This is a genomic window from Streptomyces sp. NPDC088747 (genome assembly GCF_044751025.1).
Lineage (GTDB): Bacteria > Actinomycetota > Actinomycetes > Streptomycetales > Streptomycetaceae > Streptomyces.
In genome coordinates this window covers 152,308-168,691 of sequence record NZ_JBIVKZ010000017.1, presented here as the reverse complement: position 1 = coordinate 168,691, position 16,384 = coordinate 152,308, and the positions used below count along the sequence as shown (strand labels likewise).

General features: G+C 70.2%; 14 protein-coding genes and 1 pseudogene. 10 read left to right on the top strand and 5 right to left on the bottom strand.

Translation table 11 applies throughout. The features are described from left to right. Nucleotides 1–23: 23 nt before the first annotated feature. The 5 genes from ACIP79_RS32875 to ACIP79_RS32855 all read left to right on the top strand — a co-directional run bounded on the left by ACIP79_RS32875 (nucleotide 24) and on the right by ACIP79_RS32855 (nucleotide 7,938). Nucleotides 24–1,310 (top strand): ABC transporter substrate-binding protein, encoded by a 1,287-nt coding sequence (locus tag ACIP79_RS32875; RefSeq protein WP_401229080.1) that lies wholly within the window; start codon nucleotides 24–26, stop codon nucleotides 1,308–1,310. A gap of 1 nt (nucleotide 1,311) precedes the next feature. Beyond that, nucleotides 1,312–2,274: a carbohydrate ABC transporter permease gene (locus ACIP79_RS32870; RefSeq protein WP_383688057.1), complete on the top strand. Its 963-nt coding sequence runs from the start codon at nucleotides 1,312–1,314 to the stop codon at nucleotides 2,272–2,274. A gap of 166 nt (nucleotides 2,275–2,440) precedes the next feature. Further along, nucleotides 2,441–3,232 carry a carbohydrate ABC transporter permease gene (locus ACIP79_RS32865; RefSeq protein ID WP_401229077.1) on the top strand — a complete coding sequence of 264 codons (792 nt, stop codon included), beginning with the start codon at nucleotides 2,441–2,443 and terminating at the stop codon, nucleotides 3,230–3,232. Further along, a complete protein-coding gene (locus ACIP79_RS32860; RefSeq protein WP_401229074.1) occupies nucleotides 3,229–6,147 on the top strand; it encodes a glycoside hydrolase family 2 TIM barrel-domain containing protein in 2,919 nt (972 codons plus the stop codon). The genes ACIP79_RS32865 and ACIP79_RS32860 overlap by 4 nt, the downstream gene beginning before the upstream one ends. Nucleotides 6,148–6,270: 123 nt before the next feature. After that, the gene (locus ACIP79_RS32855; protein ID WP_401229071.1) at nucleotides 6,271–7,938 is read left to right on the top strand and encodes a PHP domain-containing protein; all 1,668 of its coding nucleotides are present in this window, start codon (nucleotides 6,271–6,273) and stop codon (nucleotides 7,936–7,938) included. Between the two features lie 86 nt (nucleotides 7,939–8,024). Here ACIP79_RS32855 and ACIP79_RS32850 read toward each other — a convergent pair whose 3' ends face one another. From ACIP79_RS32850 to ACIP79_RS32835, 4 genes and pseudogenes are all read right to left on the bottom strand, one after another. After that, nucleotides 8,025–8,480, bottom strand: coding sequence for a MaoC family dehydratase (locus ACIP79_RS32850; RefSeq protein WP_401229068.1), 456 nt, complete (start codon nucleotides 8,478–8,480; stop codon nucleotides 8,025–8,027). Next, a complete protein-coding gene (locus ACIP79_RS32845) occupies nucleotides 8,477–10,000 on the bottom strand; it encodes a long-chain fatty acid--CoA ligase (protein ID WP_401229065.1) in 1,524 nt (507 codons plus the stop codon). The genes ACIP79_RS32850 and ACIP79_RS32845 overlap by 4 nt, the downstream gene beginning before the upstream one ends. A gap of 39 nt (nucleotides 10,001–10,039) precedes the next feature. Continuing rightward, nucleotides 10,040–10,915, bottom strand: coding sequence for an amidohydrolase family protein (locus ACIP79_RS32840; protein ID WP_401229063.1), 876 nt, complete (start codon nucleotides 10,913–10,915; stop codon nucleotides 10,040–10,042). Then, nucleotides 10,915–11,831 (bottom strand): annotated as a pseudogene (locus ACIP79_RS32835) (SDR family NAD(P)-dependent oxidoreductase). Before ACIP79_RS32835 ends, ACIP79_RS32840 begins: the two are co-directional and overlap by 1 nt. 238 nt (nucleotides 11,832–12,069) lie before the next feature. On the opposite strand from ACIP79_RS32835, the gene ACIP79_RS32830 reads away from it, so the two are divergent. The 4 genes from ACIP79_RS32830 to ACIP79_RS32815 all read left to right on the top strand — a co-directional run bounded on the left by ACIP79_RS32830 (nucleotide 12,070) and on the right by ACIP79_RS32815 (nucleotide 15,268). Further along, complete coding sequence (locus ACIP79_RS32830) at nucleotides 12,070–12,498, top strand: MarR family winged helix-turn-helix transcriptional regulator (RefSeq protein WP_401229251.1); 429 nt, start codon at nucleotides 12,070–12,072, stop codon at nucleotides 12,496–12,498. Next, nucleotides 12,495–13,247: an IclR family transcriptional regulator gene (locus ACIP79_RS32825; protein ID WP_401229060.1), complete on the top strand. Its 753-nt coding sequence runs from the start codon at nucleotides 12,495–12,497 to the stop codon at nucleotides 13,245–13,247. The genes ACIP79_RS32830 and ACIP79_RS32825 overlap by 4 nt, the downstream gene beginning before the upstream one ends. A 229-nt stretch (nucleotides 13,248–13,476) precedes the next feature. Beyond that, a complete protein-coding gene (locus ACIP79_RS32820; protein ID WP_401229248.1) occupies nucleotides 13,477–14,658 on the top strand; it encodes an Ig-like domain-containing protein in 1,182 nt (393 codons plus the stop codon). Nucleotides 14,659–14,836: 178 nt separating this feature from the next. Continuing rightward, nucleotides 14,837–15,268: a hypothetical protein gene (locus tag ACIP79_RS32815; protein WP_401229057.1), complete on the top strand. Its 432-nt coding sequence runs from the start codon at nucleotides 14,837–14,839 to the stop codon at nucleotides 15,266–15,268. A 54-nt stretch (nucleotides 15,269–15,322) separates the two neighbouring features. On the opposite strand, the gene ACIP79_RS32810 is transcribed toward ACIP79_RS32815, so the two are convergent. Beyond that, a complete protein-coding gene (locus ACIP79_RS32810; RefSeq protein WP_401229245.1) occupies nucleotides 15,323–15,751 on the bottom strand; it encodes an ATP-binding protein in 429 nt (142 codons plus the stop codon). Between the two features lie 253 nt (nucleotides 15,752–16,004). On the opposite strand from ACIP79_RS32810, the gene ACIP79_RS32805 reads away from it, so the two are divergent. Further along, a complete protein-coding gene (locus ACIP79_RS32805; protein WP_401229054.1) occupies nucleotides 16,005–16,370 on the top strand; it encodes an STAS domain-containing protein in 366 nt (121 codons plus the stop codon). The last annotated feature ends 14 nt before the right edge of the window (nucleotides 16,371–16,384 follow it).

The window sequence follows — 16,384 nt, the reverse complement described above, 5'->3', positions numbered from 1 at the left end:
AGAACCGAAAGGCGGTGGGAGCTGTGCGGCTCTCACGAAGAGGCCTGCTGCGCGCGGGCCTGGCCGGTACGGCCGCCACGGCGCTCGGCGGTCTGGCGACCGGCTGTGCCGTTCCGACCGGCTCGACCGGCCGGAACATGGTCCTGTGGTACTGGAGCGGCGGCCTGAGCCCCAAGGTCGTCGACGAGGCCAGAGCCCGCTACGACAGCGCGGTGGACCTCCAGGCCATCCAGATCGGCGGCTACTACCGCTCGAAGCTGATGACCACGATGACCGGCCGGGCCCACATCCCGGACATCGCCGGGCTCAAGGGCGAGGACATGGCCTCGTACCTGCCGAACTCCGACCAGTTCGTCGACCTGCGCACCCTCGGCGCCGACAAGCTCAAGGACCGCTACCTGGACTGGAAGTGGAACGAGGGCATCGCCGAGGACGGCTCGATGGTGGGCTTCCCGATCGACTGCGGTCCGGTCGCGCACTACTACCAGCCCGCCGTCTTCGAGAAGGCCGGGCTGCCCCACGAACCCGAGGACGTCTCCCGTGAACTGGCCACCTGGGACCAGTTCATGGCCGCGGGTGAGCAGTTGAAGAAGCGGGTCCCCGGCGCGTTCATCCTCACCGACGCGCTCAGCATCTACGGCATCTCGGTCAACCAGTCCACCAAGCGGTTCGTCGACAGGGACCGGCACTTCATCGGCGACCAGGAGCACGTACGCACCGCCTGGGACCGCGCCGTGGAGGCCACCAGGCGCGGTCTGGTCTCGAAGATCGTCAACGGCACGCCGGACAACATCTCCGCCACCGAGCGCGGCCTGCTGCCGAGCCAGCTGAACGCCTCCTGGGCGGCCGGCGACATCAAGCTCAACGTCCCGAAGACCAAGGGCAGGTGGCGGGTGGCGAGCTGTCCCGGCGGTCCCTCCAACATCGGCGGCTCGTTCCTGGCGATCACCAAGGCGTGCCGGGAGCCGGAACGGGCCTTCGAGATGATCACCTGGATGCTCGACGCGGACAACCAGGTCCAGGGGTTCGTCGACTCGGTCCTCTTCCCCTCGACGCCGGCCTCGTACGCCATGGCGAAGCTGCGCGAACCCGACGAGTTCTTCGGCGACCAGATCACCATGGACGTCTTCGGGCCCGCGGCGGAGAAGATCCCGGTCGCCTACAACAGCCCCTACGACGTGGCGCTCAAGACCCCGATCGACGACGAACTGCGCAACTTCTCCGTCCTCGGCAAGAACGCGGAGCAGGCCTGGAAGGACGCCATGAGCAAGTGCCGACGCATCGCGGACCACCTGGGGGTGAGTTACTGACATGACTACCGCACCCGTGGTCCACACGCCCCCGGCCGTCGTGCCCGACACCCCGCCCGTGCACCGGAAGAAGGGCATCCTGAGCTACTGGCGGCTCTACGCCGCGATCTCCCCCTTCTATCTACTCTTCCTCGCCTTCGGGCTGATCCCGGTCGGCTTCTCGCTCTACCTGTCGTTCCACCGCTGGGACGGACTCGGCTCGATGGAGTACGCCGGTCTGTCGCAGTACCGCTATCTGGTCTCCGACAGCCAGTTCTGGAGCTCGATCGGGAACACGCTCGTCATCTGGGCGCTGGCCACCTTCCCGATGATCTTCCTGTCGATGGTCACGGCCGTGATGCTCAACTCGGCGGTCCGCTTCAAGAACGTCTACCGCTTCGCCTTCTTCCTGCCGAACGTCACCTCGATCGTCGCGGTCGCGATCATCTTCGGTTCGGTCTTCTCCACCAACTTCGGCCTGGTCAACGCCCTTCTCCAGGCGGTCGGTCTCGACCAGGTGGCGTGGCTGAACACCCCCTGGGGCATCAAGGTCGCCATCGCGACGCTGATGACCTGGCAGTGGACCGGCTACAACGCGATCATCTTCCTCGCCGGCCTCCAGACGATTCCGGGCGAGCTGTACGAGGCGGCGCGGATGGACGGCGCCGGGCCCGTGCAGACCTTCTTCCGCATCACGCTGCCGATGCTGCGGCCGACGCTGCTCTTCGTGCTCATCATCTCGACGGTCACCGGTCTCCAGACCTTCTCCGAACCACAGGTGCTGCTGCAGACCACCGACAACAACTCCTCGTTCGCGGGCGGTCCGGGTCACTCGGGCCAGACCATGGTCCTCTACTTCTTCCAGCAGACCTTCGACAACAACGACTTCGGATACGGCGCCGCCGTCGCCTGGGGGATCTTCCTCGTCGTCATCATCTTCTCGATCGTCAACTGGCGGCTGGTCCAGCGCCGGGGCGAGGACTAGGGAGGCCGCGGCCATGCCGACCAACAAGGGTTCGGGGCGCACCGCGTCCAACGGAGGTCCTGGGCGTACGGCGTCCAGCGAAGTTGCTGGGCCTACCGCGTCCAGCGGAGGTCCTGGGCGCCCGGCGCGCGTCAGGGGATCTCAACGGCGGGGCATCGCGCTCCACGTGGTCCTGATCGTCGGGCTGGTGCTCTCGGTCTTCCCCTTCTACTGGGCCGTGATCATGTCGACGCACCAGTCGACGGAGATCTTCTCCTACCCGCCGAAGCTGCTGCCCGGCTCGCACCTGCTCGAGAACGTCCGTCATCTCTTCGACAACGTCGACTTCTTCGGGTCGATGTTCAACTCGCTGCTGGTCGCGACCTCGGTGACGTTCCTGGTCCTGTTCTTCGACTCGCTCGCGGCGTTCGTCTTCGCCAAGTTCCACTTCCCGGGCCGCCGGACGCTGTTCGCGGTGATGATGGCGATCTTCATGGTGCCGGCGCAGCTCCAGGCCATCCCGCAGTTCGTGATCATGGCGAAGCTGGGCTGGATCGGCACGATGACCGCGCTGATCGTGCCGGCGGCGGCCAACGCGTTCGGCATCTTCTGGATGCGCCAGTACATGAAGAGCGCGATCCACGACGAGCTGATCGACGCCTCCAAGCTCGACGGCGCCGGATTCCTGCGCCAGTACTGGCACGTGGCGCTCCCCGTGGTCCGCCCCGGCCTGGCCTTCCTCGGCATCTTCACCTTCATGGGCCAGTGGAACGACTACGCCTGGCCGTTGATCGCCCTCACCAACCCGGACAACGTCACCCTCCAGGTCGCGCTGTCCCAGCTCAACGGCGTGCACGGCACGACCGACTACGGGATGGTCATGACGGGCGCGCTGCTCGCCCTCGTCCCGCTGCTGATCGTCTTCGCGATCGGCGCCCGGCAGATCATCGGCGACCTGGGCAAGGGGGCCATCCGTTGACGAGCGATCCGCTGATCGCCCTGCGCCCCTGGGAGGCACCTGAGGTGACCTCCTGGGGGCGTCTGCCGATGAACGCCGTGGACCGGCGCTCCGGGGCGGTGTCCCTGGACGGTGAGTGGCGGTTCCAGCTGCTGCCGACACCGGTCGCGGAGCCCGGTCCCCGGTGGTCCCCGGCGCAGGTCCCCGGCGCCTGGACCCTCCAGGACACCGGCGACCTGCCCTGGTACACCAATGCGCGGATGCCGTGGGGCGAGTTCCCGCCCGCCTCCCCGGCGGCGAACCCGACGGGCGTGTACGAGCGCGAGGTCGAGGTTCCGGCCGAGTGGGCGGGCCGGCGGATCGTGCTCCAGGTGGGCGCCGCCGAGAGCGTGCTGCTGGTGCACGTGGACGGGCGGCCGGTCGGCGTCTCCAAGGACTCGCACCTGGCGGCCGAGTTCGACCTATCCGCCGTGGTGCGCCCCGGCTCGGCGCACACCGTGCGGCTCACCGTCGTGAAGTGGTCGGACGCCTCGCACGTCGAGGACCAGGACCAGTGGTGGCACGGCGGCATCACCCGCCCGGTCCTGCTGTACGCCACCGATCCGCTGTATCTGGCCGACGTGACCGTGCGGACCCGGCTCGACGGCGAGCTGCGTGTGGACTGCAAGGTGCGGCAGGCCTCGGGCCCGCTTCCCGAGGGCTGGTGTGTCACCGGCGAGCTGGACGATCAACTCCTCGTCCAGGACACCGAGTTCGACCGCTTCAACGAGGAGGACGGCCGAATCTCCGACTTCCTCGGCGAGGCGCGGCTCGGCACGGTCGTCGACGACGTACGCGCCTGGACGGCGGAGACGCCCGAGCTGTACGGCCTCACCGTCCGGCTGCACCGCCCCGACGGCACGGTCGCCGACACCTCGTTCCACCGGGTGGGCTTCCGCGAGGTCGAGATCCGCGGCCGGGACCTGCTCCTCAACGGCGAGCGGATCTACGTCCGGGGCGTCAACCGGCACGACTTCCATCCGCTGACGGGCCGGACGGTCACCTACGAGGACATGCGCGCGGATCTGGAACTGCTGAAGCGCTTCGGGTTCAACGCGATCCGCGCCGCCCACTATCCGAACGACCCCTCGCTGCTCGACGTCGCGGACGAACTGGGTTTCTACGTCGTCGACGAGGCGGACATCGAGTCGCACGACCACGCCCACGAGATCGCCGACGACCCCCGCTACCTGGGCGCCTTCGTGGACCGCGTCTCGCGGATGGCGCTGCGCGACAAGAACCACCCCAGCGTGATCATCTGGTCGCTGGGCAACGAGTCCGACTACGGCGCCAACCACGACGCCGCCGCGGGCTGGCTCCGCCGTCACGACCCGACCCGGCCGCTCCAGTACGAGGGCGCGGCCAAGCTCGACTGGGCCGACCCGGCGCTCGCCTCGGACATCGCCTGTCCCATGTACGCGCCCGTCGAGGACTGTGTCGCCCACGCCCTCTCCGGCCGGCAGACCAAGCCGCTCATCCAGTGCGAGTACTCGCACGCCATGGGCAACAGCAACGGCACGCTCGCCGACCACTGGGCCGCCATCGAGTCGACCCCGGGTCTTCAGGGCGGTTTCATCTGGGAGTTCTGGGACCACGGCATTCTGCAGGACGTGAACGACGGCAGACCTGCCGGGCGCGCCGGCACCGGACTGTACGAGAGGGGTGTCGCCGCCCCCGGCTACCGCTGGGCCTACGGCGGTGACTTCGGCGAGGTGATCCATGACGGCGTCTTCATCGCCGACGGGGTCGTCTTCCCCGACCGCACGCCCAAGCCGGTGATGTACGAGCACCGGGAGATCGCGGCGCCGGTGCGGCTGGACCGTGAGCGGGGCGGGCTGCGGATCTCCAACCACCAGCACTTCAAGGATCTGCGGTGGCTTGCGGCCGAGTGGTCGCTCTCCCTCGCGGACGGCGGCACCCGCACGGCACCGGCCGACCTGCCCGACCTGGGACCCGGTGAGTCCGCCTCGGTGCCGCTTCCCTTCGTCCTGCCCGAGGACGGCGGCGAGGCCTGGCTCACACTGCGGGTGACGACGGCCGGGGACGAGCCGTGGGGACCGCGCGGTACGGAGGTGTGTGTGCCGCAGGTGCGGCTGCGGGCCCCGGATCCGGTCGCGCCGGTGCGCGAGCCCGGCGAGGTCGAGGTGGACGACGACGGTCTCCTGGCCCACCCCCTCCTCACGTTCGCTCCCGTGCTCTCGCTCTGGCGCGCGCCGACCGACAACGACGAGCTGGGCGGCATGGCGGCGCGCTGGCACGAACAGGGACTCGACGCGCTCGTACGGAAGGCCGTCGCCGTACGCCGGGAGGACGGCCGGGTCACCGTGCTCGCCGAGTACGCGACCGGCGCGGGGACGGTCCGCCACGAGCAGGTGTTCACCCGGGTCGAGGGCGGTGTCCGCGTCGAGGAGAGCGCCGTACTGCCGGACGGGCTCGACGACGTGGCACGGGTCGGCTCCGTCTTCGAGACCGTCGCCGGGCTCGATGTCCTGGAGTGGTTCGGCCAGGGGCCCTGGGAGTCGTACCCGGACCGGAGTTCGGGCGCGCCCGTGGGCCACCACACCCTTCCCGTGGACGAGCTGTTCACCCCCTACCTGCGCCCGCAGGAGAGCGGCGGACGGCACGGCGTACGGCGCTTCACCCTGTCGGCGCCGGACGCCACGGGTCTGAGCGTGGACCTTACGGCGCCCGCCCAGGTCTCCGTGACCCGCTACCGGGCCGAGGATCTGGCCGCCGCCGCACACCACGACGAGCTGGTGCCGCGGCCCGGCTGCGTCGTGCACCTCGACGCCGCCCACCGCGGCCTGGGCACCGCCTCGTGCGGGCCCGACACCTCGCCCTCCTACCTCATCGCGGCCGGTACCCACCACTGGTCCTGGACGCTGCGAGTGCTCTGACGGCACACGCACCTCGCACCTCCGCGGAGGCCGAGCGGGCCGGCTCTGGGACGTACGGATCGCCGAACTCGCCCTGCCCGTCCCGCCGTTCATGAACCACTGACCCGAGGGACCCACCAGACCATGACCGAGCAGCAGTTGCCCGTCTGGGCAGACCCGTCCGTCTCGCCGTCCCGCCTCGACGCACAGGGTGTCTCCAGACGCCAACTGCTGCGCCGGGCGGGCCTGTTCGGCGCGGCCTTCGCCGCCGGTCCGCTGGCGACCCCGGCGGTCGCGCACGGCCGGCGGCTCGGCGGCAACGACCCGCGCCTCGCCTACCTCGTCGGCGACCACCACGTCCACACCGTCTACAGCCACGACGCGAAGTACACGTTCTCCCAACTCGCCGCCGCCGGAGCCGAGTACGGCCTGGACTGGATGGTGTTCACGGAGCACTCCAACTTCGGGCACGCCCAGTACGGCGCCCCGCTGGAACGGCGCGAGATCCTCAGGGCGCGCGCCGAGAACCCGCGCCAGCTGATCTTCCAGGGCCTTGAGTGGTACATCCCCGCCGCCGAGCACGGCACGGTCTTCGCCGCGCCCGGCCGCCACGAGACCGACCTGCTCACCCGGTTCGAGCTGGCCTACGACGGCAAGCTGCTCGGCTACACCGACGGCGCCGCCGACAACGCGAACACGGCACGCAACCAGGCGCACGCCGTCAAGGCCATCAAGTGGCTGGCCGAGCAGCGGCGCACCGGATACGTCGACGACGTGCTGGTCCTCGCCAACCACCCGCTGCGCCTGGGCATCGACTCGCCCCAGGAGATGCGGGACTGGCGGGACGCGGCGCCCGAGATCATGATCGGCATGGAGGGTGCCCCCGGCGCCCAGGGCGCGGCGATCCCCGGCCTGCGCGGCACGAACTCGATCCGCGGCGAGTACGAGAACAGGCCGTCCGCCCAGTCCTGGCCCGGCTACCCGGCAGAGGCCTACCTCACCTACGGCGGCTTCGACTGGGCGACCGCGACGGTGGGCGGCCTGTGGGACGCCATGCTGTCCGAGGGCAGGCTGTTCTCGGTCACCACCAACTCGGACGCCCACCGGATCGTGTTCGACACCTGGAGGAACGGCGACTGGCCGGCCGGGCAGAACTTCGACAACACCGGCAAGCTGCCGGACCCGGTGAACACCGGCACCCCGCAGGCCGGCAGCGACTTCTGGCCCGGCCAGTTCAGCCGCACCCACGTGGGCGTCACGCGCTACGGCTACCGCGCCGTGATGTCGGGCCTGCGGGCCGGCCGGGTCTGGCTCGACCACGGACACCTGATCGACGGCCTCGACGTCCGGCTCAAGCGGGACCACGACGAGGGTCGCGGCGTGACCATGGGCGGCCGGCTCCGGGTCCGCAAGGGCGACAGGCTGACCCTGTCGGTCACCGTGACCAGCGCCTCGCGCCCCAACCCGCAAGGAATTCTGCCCGAGTTGGCGCACGTCGACGTGATCCGCGGTGCGGTACGCGGCCCGGCCGCCGCCCGCGACGACTGGCGGGCCCCCGACACCAGGGTCGTCCGCACCGTGGACGTCAGCGGCCGGAAGGGGACGTACACCCTGCGCGTTCCGCTGGTCGCGGGCGAGGAGTCCTTCTACGTCCGGCTGCGCGGCAGCGACGGCAACCGCAACGGCGCGGGACCCCTCGGCGCGGGCGTCGACCCGCACGGCCCGGTCACCCACGCGCCCGGGGACGGCGACCCGTGGGCCGACACGTGGTTCTACGCGAACCCGGTGTTCGTCGATGTGACGGAGGCCTAGACGCTGCGCCCAGAAAGAGGCGCGGGGAACCGCGCGACCGACCTCGGACGGACCCGCGGTTCTCCCACGGCCCCGCGGCGGAGCGCTTACGCGTAGAACCTGGAGAGGCTCTGGAGGACGGCGGCGGGCTTCCCGCCGCCGTCGGTCTCGATCGTGCCGTCGACGGTGATCTGGCACCCGCCGGGCACGTCCTCGACCGAGGCGAGCCTCGCGACCAGCCTGATCCGCGATCCCACCTTCACCGGTGCGGGGAAACGCACCTTGTTCAGGCCGTAGTTGACCTTCGTCGTCACGCCCTCGACCTCCAGCAGCTCGGTGAAGAGCGGGACGAAGAGGGCGAGGGTGAGGTAGCCGTGGGCGATCGGCGCGCCGAAGGGGCCCGCCGCGGCCCGCTCCGGGTCGACGTGGATCCACTGGTGGTCGCCGGTCGCGTCGGCGAAGGTGTCGATCCGGTCCTGGGTGACCTCGATCCACTCACTGGTGCCGAGGTCGCCGCCCGCGAGCTTCCTGAGTTCGTCGAGGCCGTTCACGGTGATGCTCATGTTCCGTTCCCTGTCTGTGAGTTGGTGCCGTAGCGCTGGCGCACACGGGACTTGAGGAGCTTTCCGGAGGCGGTGCGCGGGAGTTCGTCCACGACGACCACCGACTTGGGGATCTTGTACTTGGCGAGCCGACCGGCGAGCCCGGCCAGCACGCCGTCCGGGTCCAGTTCGACGCCTTCCCTGGCGACGACGACCGCGCGCGGCACCTCGCCCCACCTGTCGTCCGCGACGCCGATGACCGCGCACTCGACGATGTCGGGGTGGGCCAGCAACTGGTCCTCGACCTCGGCGGGGTAGATGTTCTCGCCCCCCGAGATGATCATGTCCTTGATGCGGTCGACGATGTGGACGTATCCGTCCTCGTCGATCCGGGCGGCGTCCCCGCTGCGGAACCAGCCGTCGGCGAACACGGCGGCCGTCTCGTCCGGCAACCCCCAGTAGCCGGGCATGACATGAGGTCCGCGGACGACCACCTCACCCGTCTCACCGACATCGGCCAACGTGAGGTCGGGCCTTACCACGCGCACATCGCTGAAGAAGTGCGGCACCCCCGCCGAACCCGCCTTGGCCACCGCGTGTTCCGCGTCCAGGAAGAGCGTGCCGGGCGCGGCCTCGGTCATGCCGTACCCCTGGAGGAAGGTGAGCCCGCGTTCCTGGTAGGCGGCGATGAGCGGGGTCGGTACCGGGGACCCGCCGCAGGTGAGGATCCGCAGCGACGACAGGTCGGCGCCGGCCCAGCGCGGATGGCGGGCCACCTGGTCGAACATCGTCGGCACGCCGAACATGAAGGTGATCCGGTGCCGTTCGATCAGGTCGAAGGTGGCCGCCGGGGAGAAGCTCCCGGCCAGGACACAGGTGCCGCCCTTGAGCAGCACCGGCAGGGTGAGCATGTTCAGTCCGGCGGTGTGGAACAACGGGGCGGACACCAGGGCGCGTTCGTCGGCGATCAGGTCGGTATCCACGAGGACGTTGACGGCGTTCCAGATCAGGTTGCCGTGCGTGAGCATCGCACCCTTGGGGCGGCCCGTCGTGCCCGAGGTGTACATGATGACGCAGGTGTCGTCGGCGGTGACGGGCTGGTCGATCGGTTCGCCGGCGGCCCGGTCGATCAACTCCTCGTAACGCGGGCCGACTTCGATGTACGTACGGACGTCCGCGGCACCGGGCGGACCGGCGACGAGTCCGGCCAGTGCCGGGGCGTACACCAGGGCCTTGGCTCCCGAGTCGCCCAGTTGGTAGGCGATCTCGGGTCCGGCGAGGCGGGGGTTGAGCGGCACGAAGACCGCGCCCAGGGTGCCCGCCGCGAAGAGCGTTTCCAGGTACGAGGGGTGGTTGGGGCCCAGATACCCGATCCGGTCGCCGCGGCGCAGGCCGAGCGCGCGCAGGGCATGGGCGAGGCGGGTGGTGCGGTCGTGCAGCAGCGCGTAGCTGGTCTCGCTGTCCCCGTGGATCAGGGCCGTGCGTTCGGGTGTCTTGCGGGCCCGGCGTGCAGGCCACGACCCCAGTCCCTCGTTGCGCATCGTCGCGCCCCTTCGCGAGTTACGGATCGGCCGGCGGAGCTAGGGCTTCGTCAGCCCGAGCAGCCGGGCGGCGTTCTCCTTGAGGATCTTCGGCCGGACCTCGTCCTTGATCGGCAGCTTGGCGAAGTCGGCGAGCCAGCGGTCGGGGGTGAGGACGGGGTAGTCGGAGCCGAAGAGCACCTTGTCCTTGAGCAGCGTGTTCGCGTACTGCACCAGCTGCGGCGGGAAGTACTTCGGCGACCAGCCGGACAGGTCGATGTGCACACCCGGCTTGTGCGTGGCGACGGCGAGAGCCTCGTCCTGCCAGGGGAAGGACGGATGCGCCAGGATGATCTTCAGCTGCGGGAAGTCGGCGGCCACGTCGTCGACGTGCAGGGGGTTGGAGTACTTGAGACGGATGCCGCCCCCGCCGGGCACCCCGGCGCCGATGCCTGTCTGCCCGGTGTGGAAGAGGGCGATGGTGCCCGTCTCCTCGATCACCTCGTACAACTCGTACGCCACTGACCTGTCGTTGGGGAAGAAGCCCTGGACGCTGGGGTGGAACTTGAAGCCCTTCACCCCGTACTCCTCGACCAGCCGGCGGGCCCGCTTGACCCCGGCCCGGCCGCGGAAGGGGTCGATGGAGGCGAAGGGGATCAGCACGTCGGCGTTGGCGGCGGCGGCCTCGGCGACCTCCTCGTTCGGGACGGGTGCGGTGCCGGTGGCGGACTCGGCGTCGACCGTGAAGATCACGGCGGCCATCCTCCGCCCGCGGTAGTAGGCGGCCGTCTCCTCCAGGGTGGGCTTCCGCTTGCCCACGACCTTGAAGTAGGCGGCCGAGGCGTCGTGCAGGTCGTCGTCCAGGGAGGAGTGCCCCTTGGAGGACACCTCCGCATGGGTGTGGACGTCGATCGCGACGAGTCCGTCCAGGTCCATCACGCCTCCGGAAGCTTCGGTGCGGGGATGCCGACGGTCTGCGGTTCGGCGCCGACCGAGCCGGCCCAGGCGTCGGCGAGGGTGTCCGGGGTCCAGCCGCCGTCCGCGTACGCCGTCCTGACCTCCTGCGGATGCGACCAGAGTGCCACCTTGTCGCCGCCGATTCCGATGGCCTGCCCGGTGACACCCCGGGCGGCGTCGGAGGCGAGGAAGGGGACGAGGGCAGCGCAGTCCTCGGGGGCGCCGAAGCCCTCGCCCTTGCGGAGGAAATCGGGGAACGGCTCGCCCCGGCGCACGGCCTCGACGTAGGGGGCGAACGCGGGAATGGTCTCGGTCATCGCGGTCGCGGCGACCGGGACGATCGCGTTGACGGTGATGCCCGCGCGGCCCAGCTCCATCGACCAGGTACGGGCCATGGCGGCGATCCCCGCCTTCGCGGCGGCGTAGTTGGTCTGGCCGAAGTTGCCGCGCTGTCCGGCGGCGAGCCGACCAGGATCAGGGTGCCGCCCTCACCCTGCTCGCGCAGGCGCACCGCGGCGGCGCGGGCGCAGGTGAAGGTGCCCTTGAGGTGCGTGGTGATCACGGCGTCGAAGTCCTCGTCGGTCATCTTCCACAGGACCTTGTCGCGCAGGATGCCCGCGTTGGTGACCAGGATGTCGAGCCGTCCGAAGGTGTCGACCGCGCGGGCGACGAGCCGGTCCGCGGCCTGAGCCGTGCCGACCGCGACGACCTCGGCCACCGCCCTGCCGCCCGCCTCGGTGACGGACTTGACGGCCTGTTCGGCCACGGCCTCGTCGATGTCGTTGATGACCACCGAGGCGCCGACGGCCGCGAGTGCGTGGGCGTAGGCCAGGCCGAGGCCGCGGCCACTGCCGGTGACGACGGCCACCTTGCCGGTGAGATCGATGCTGGGCACGGGGAGGTCCCTTCACGAGGTGCGGCTGCGGGTCACAGCGGTGTGACCGCGAGATAGAAGCTAAGAGCAATAATTGTTGACGTCAATAGTTGTTGCTGTGTCGTCCTTGGGTCATGCTGTGTCCCGTACGCAGGAACCGCCCCGCTCCGGGGCCAGGCCCAGGGAGCCCGTCATCGCAGCTCAGCACCGCGTCACCAGCCCCACCCCGACCGACGCCATCGATGCCCGGGAGCCGTGGATGCGCGGGCTGCACGCGGACACCGGCTATCTGCTGTACCGGCTGGGCCTGCGTTCCGGGCAGCTCTTCAACGCCTCCCTCCAGGAATCCGGGCTGCGCCTGCGGCACTACGCGCTGCTGCGTTTCCTGGCCACCTCGGACGGGGCGCTGCAACGCGAGCTGAGCTCACGCCTCGGCTACGACCCGAGCGCGATCGTCGGGCTCGTCGACGACCTGGAGAAGCTCGGCCTCGCCGAACGCCGCCCCTCCCCCGACGACCGCCGCAGCCGGATCGTCGTACTCACCGGGGACGGCCAGGCCTTCCTGCGTGACACCGACGAGGCGGGGCAGCGCGTGACGAACGATCTGCTCCAGCCCCTCGACCCCGCTGAGCGGGCCACCCTGCACGCCCTGCTGCAACGCGTCGCGGAAACCGAACTCGACTCATGACCGCGGTGTCCGCGCCCGCCCGCCTCCTCGCGGTGCTCGCCGCGTTCGACCACGAGCACCCCGCGCTGTCCCTGACGGACATCAGCCGCCGCGCCGGGCTCACCCTCACCACGGCGCACCGGCTCGTGGGCGCGCTCGCCGAGTGGGGCGCCCTGGAGCGGGACGAGGACGGTGTCTACCACGTGGGCCTGCGACTCTGGGAGGTCGCGGCACTCGCCCCGCGCGGGCTCGCGCTGCGGCAGGCCGCGCTGCCCTTTCTGGAGGACCTGTACGAAGCCACGCACGAGAACGTGCAGTTGGCGGTCCGCGACGGCTTCGAGGTCGTCTACATCGAGTGGATATCGGGGCGTTCCGCGGTCGGCGTACGCATCCAGGTCGGCGCCCGCTGGCCACTGCACGCCACCGGTGTGGGCCTCGCGCTGCTCGCGCACGGCGACCTCGCGTCCCAGGAGGCCTACTGCGAGCGCCCGTTGGCCGCCTTCACCGCGCACACCGTCACCGATCCGGCGCGGCTGCGCCGGGAGCTGGCCGAGGTACGCCGCACGGGCGTGGCGGTGAGCAGCCGCCAGGTCACCGACGACGCCCTGTCGGTGGCCGCTCCGGTGCGCGGCGCGGGCGGTCACGTGGTCGCGGCCGTGTCGGTCGTGGTGCCCCAGGCGGACGCACGGGTGCCGGTGCTGATCCCGGTGGTCCGGGTCGCGGCGCGCGGAATCTCCCGGGCGCTCGGGTGGCGCCCGGAACCGCGCTGAGCGCTCCCCGGACGCTCCCGGCCGGCGTCCTCACAGGAATCTCAGGTGGGACCCACTGGATTCAAAGAATCAACAAATGGAAGAGGCGCAGGATGCACCCGCAGTGGTGATCTAAGAAAGGCGTACCGTGGGCGACCCTCAGATATCGAACCGGTCCGAGCAGCAGCCGAACCGGTCCGGGCGGCAGGCATCGAACCGGTCCGCACGACCCGCACCGTCCCGGCGCGGGATCCTCGCGGTGCTCGGCGCCGTTCCGGCCGCCGTCCTGACGGGCTGCGGCGACTCGGCGGACGCCTCGGAGGCGACGCCCGGGACGAGTGCCGCGAGCACCGGGGCGGTGACGAAGGCCAAGGTACCGACGATCACCGTGACCCCCGCCGACGGCACGAAGAAGGCCGGCTTCACCAGCCCGGTCCAGATCACGGTGACCGACGGCACTCTCGCGACGGTGCAGGTCACCGGCAACGACGGCTCCACCCTGGCCGGCACCTACGACGACACCCGTACAACCTGGACGTCGGGCGAGAACCCGTACTCCGGGACCAAGTACACCGTCACCGCCCAGGCGGAAGGCGCCGACGCGCAGACGGCGACCTTCACCACCAAGGCTCCGGGCGAGACCTTCGTGGGATATTTCACGCCCGAGGCGAATTCGACCTCCGGCGTCGGCATGCCCGTGTCGATCAACTTCACGAAGGCCGTCTCGGACCGGGCCGCCGTCGAGAAAGCGATCACGGTGACAGCGGAGCCGGCCGTCGAGGTGGTCGGCCACTGGTGCAGCGACACGCGGCTGGACTTCCGGCCCGAGGAGTACTGGGCGGCGGGTACGAAGATCACGCTGAGTCTGCGCCTGAAGGACGTCGAGGGCGCGGACGGCGTCTACGGCACCCAGTCCAAGGACGTCACCTTCGCCGTCGGCCGCGCCCAGATCAGCACGGTCGACCTGGCGGCGAAGACGATGACGGTCGTCCGGGACGGTTCGACCCTCGCCACCTATCCGGTCACCGGCGGCGACGCCGACCACACCACGTGGTCGGGGGTCATGGTGATCAGCGAGCGGTTCAAGGAGACCCGGATGGAGTCCTCGACCGTCGGTCTCGGCGACGAGTACGACATCTCCGACGTGCCGCACGCCCAGCGTCTGACCACCTCCGGCACCTTCATCCACGGCAACTACTGGGCCTCGACGTCGGTCTTCGGCGGCAGCAACACCAGTCACGGGTGCGTGAGCATGCACGACACCAAGGGCGCGGAGGACACCTCCGTGGACGGCTACAAGTTCTACGAGAGCTCGATGCTCGGTGACGTGGTGATCGTCAAGAACTCCGACGAGGTGACCGTCGACCCGGCCAACGGGCTCAACGGCTGGAACCTGTCCTGGGCCGACTGGACGGCGGGCAGCGCCCTCTAGGGACCGGGGCTCACACGGTCCGGGCGGGGACACCCGGGCGGGCGGACATGCGGGTACGCGGACATGCGGGCGGTCGCAGGGGGCAGGAGACGTGCACCTCGGACGTACCGAAGCCACCTCGAACGTATCGAAGCAGCACAGAAGCAGCCCTCAAGCAGCACCGAAAGGACCGCCGGTCATGAGCACTGACCAGGATCCCCTCCACCAGCCGGCCGCACCCGTCGTCGTCGAACCGGTGCCCGATCTCCAACTCCAGATGCTGGTACGTCTGGTCGGGCAGGACCCTCAGGCGGCTCTGCCGGTCACGCTGGTCGTCGGGGGCGCGTTCCTCTCCGGGGACCTGATCTCCCACGAGGCGTGGACGGCCGACTGGGCGCGCAGCCTGCACGGCATCGACGGGCCGGGCGCGGAGCTGCTGGAGCGGTTTCCCGAGCAGGTGGACCAGGCCGTCGCCGACAAGGAGGGCCGCCCGGCACCGCAGCGACTGCCTCAGTGGATCCATCTGCGTGACGCCACCGGCTTCGCCGGAACGGGCCGGACGGTCGTCATGCCCCTGTGGCGCGGCCGGCTCACGGACGTCTCGGGCTGGTCGCTGGGCAAGTCCGACTGAGGCGCTCCGGGGCGGATGATCGGCGCGGGCGCCGGTGACCGGACGCCGTCTCGTTCAGCCGGGCCCACGCGGGGAGTCGGTCCGACGCGCGCCGTCGGCCGACTCGTCGGCCAGGGCGATGCGGGCGGTGACGCGTTTGCCGGTCGGCTCGATCTGGACGTGGAACGTCTCCGCGACGGCCATGACGATCTCCAGGCCGTGCTGGCCGACCCGGTGCGGGTCGACGGTGCGGGCGACGGGCAGCGCCCGCACGCTGTCCTGCACGGTTATCTCCACCGTTGCGTCCACTATGCGCAGTTCCATCAGCATGGGACCGAGAGCGTATTTACGGGCGTTGGTGACCAGTTCGCTGACCACCAGTTGTGTGAGGTCCATCGCACGAGCGGAGACCAGTACGTCCAGTTCCGTCCGGACATGGGTGAGAAAGTCGGTCGCCAGGTGGCGCGCTTCGGCGATACAGCCGTCGCCGCCGTTCAGGGGCATGGCGGCGGCCATGGGATGCGCGTCCAGCGGCCCCCCGCCGTTGCTGCCGACTGACTCCACCGTTTGTCCACCTACGTTCCCGTTGTCCGTTCGCGACTACCCCGCGCGGCGGGGCGCATGCGGGTCCTGGTCGAAGTCGCATGCGGGTCTTACTCGAATTGGTCCTTCCCGCGAGCATGGCCGCCCCTACCATCGGGGCAGACTTGCGACGCACGCTCCGGCCCGACCCGCACCGGCGAGCCCAGTCGAGGACATGGTGACAGACGCACATCCGGCACACCCAGGCAATCTCTCGGTCAGCCACTCCACCGTCGACGGCGTCCGGGTCGTCACCCTGTGCGGCGAGCTGGACCACGCCGTGCGTGACGACGTCAGGAAAGCACTGGCCCCGCCGCCGGGCGCCTCGTCGCCCCGGACCGTGGCGGATCTCACCGGCGTGACATTCCTGGACTCCAGCGGCATCAACGTCCTCATCTCCGCTTACCAAGAGGCCGAGGAGGCCCAGGGCTGGCTGCGGGTGGCCGGCGCACAGGCGTCCGTGCTACGCGTGATCGAGCTCGTCGGAATCGACTCGCTCATACCCTGCCACCCCACCCTGCGCAGGGCTCTGGAGAGCTGAACCCGCAGCGTCCG